Genomic DNA, 243 nt, shown 5'->3' on the forward strand with positions numbered 1-243 from the left:
CCGCGCTGCTCGGCGCCGACTACGACCTGGCCGGCCAGCCGTCGACATCCGGTTTCGCCGGCCTCTTCGCCGTCGTCGCCGAGGCATACGCCGACCGCTACGGCGACGTCGGCGACGTGCTCGGCTCCATCGCCGCCAAGAACCACCGCAACGGCGTCGACAACCCCTTCGCCCAGCTGCGCAAGGACCTCGGCGAGGACTTCTGCCGCACCGTCTCGGAGAAGAATCCGATCGTGGCAGGGC

The 243-nt window shown here is 70.4% G+C and carries 1 pseudogene; it reads left to right on the plus strand.

What is annotated here, in order from left to right:
* Window positions 1–243 (plus strand): annotated as a pseudogene (locus QN345_RS20310) (thiolase domain-containing protein); the annotation flags it as partial.

Source organism: Cryobacterium sp. 10I1, from assembly GCF_035019805.1.
Classification (GTDB): domain Bacteria; phylum Actinomycetota; class Actinomycetes; order Actinomycetales; family Microbacteriaceae; genus Cryobacterium; species Cryobacterium glucosi.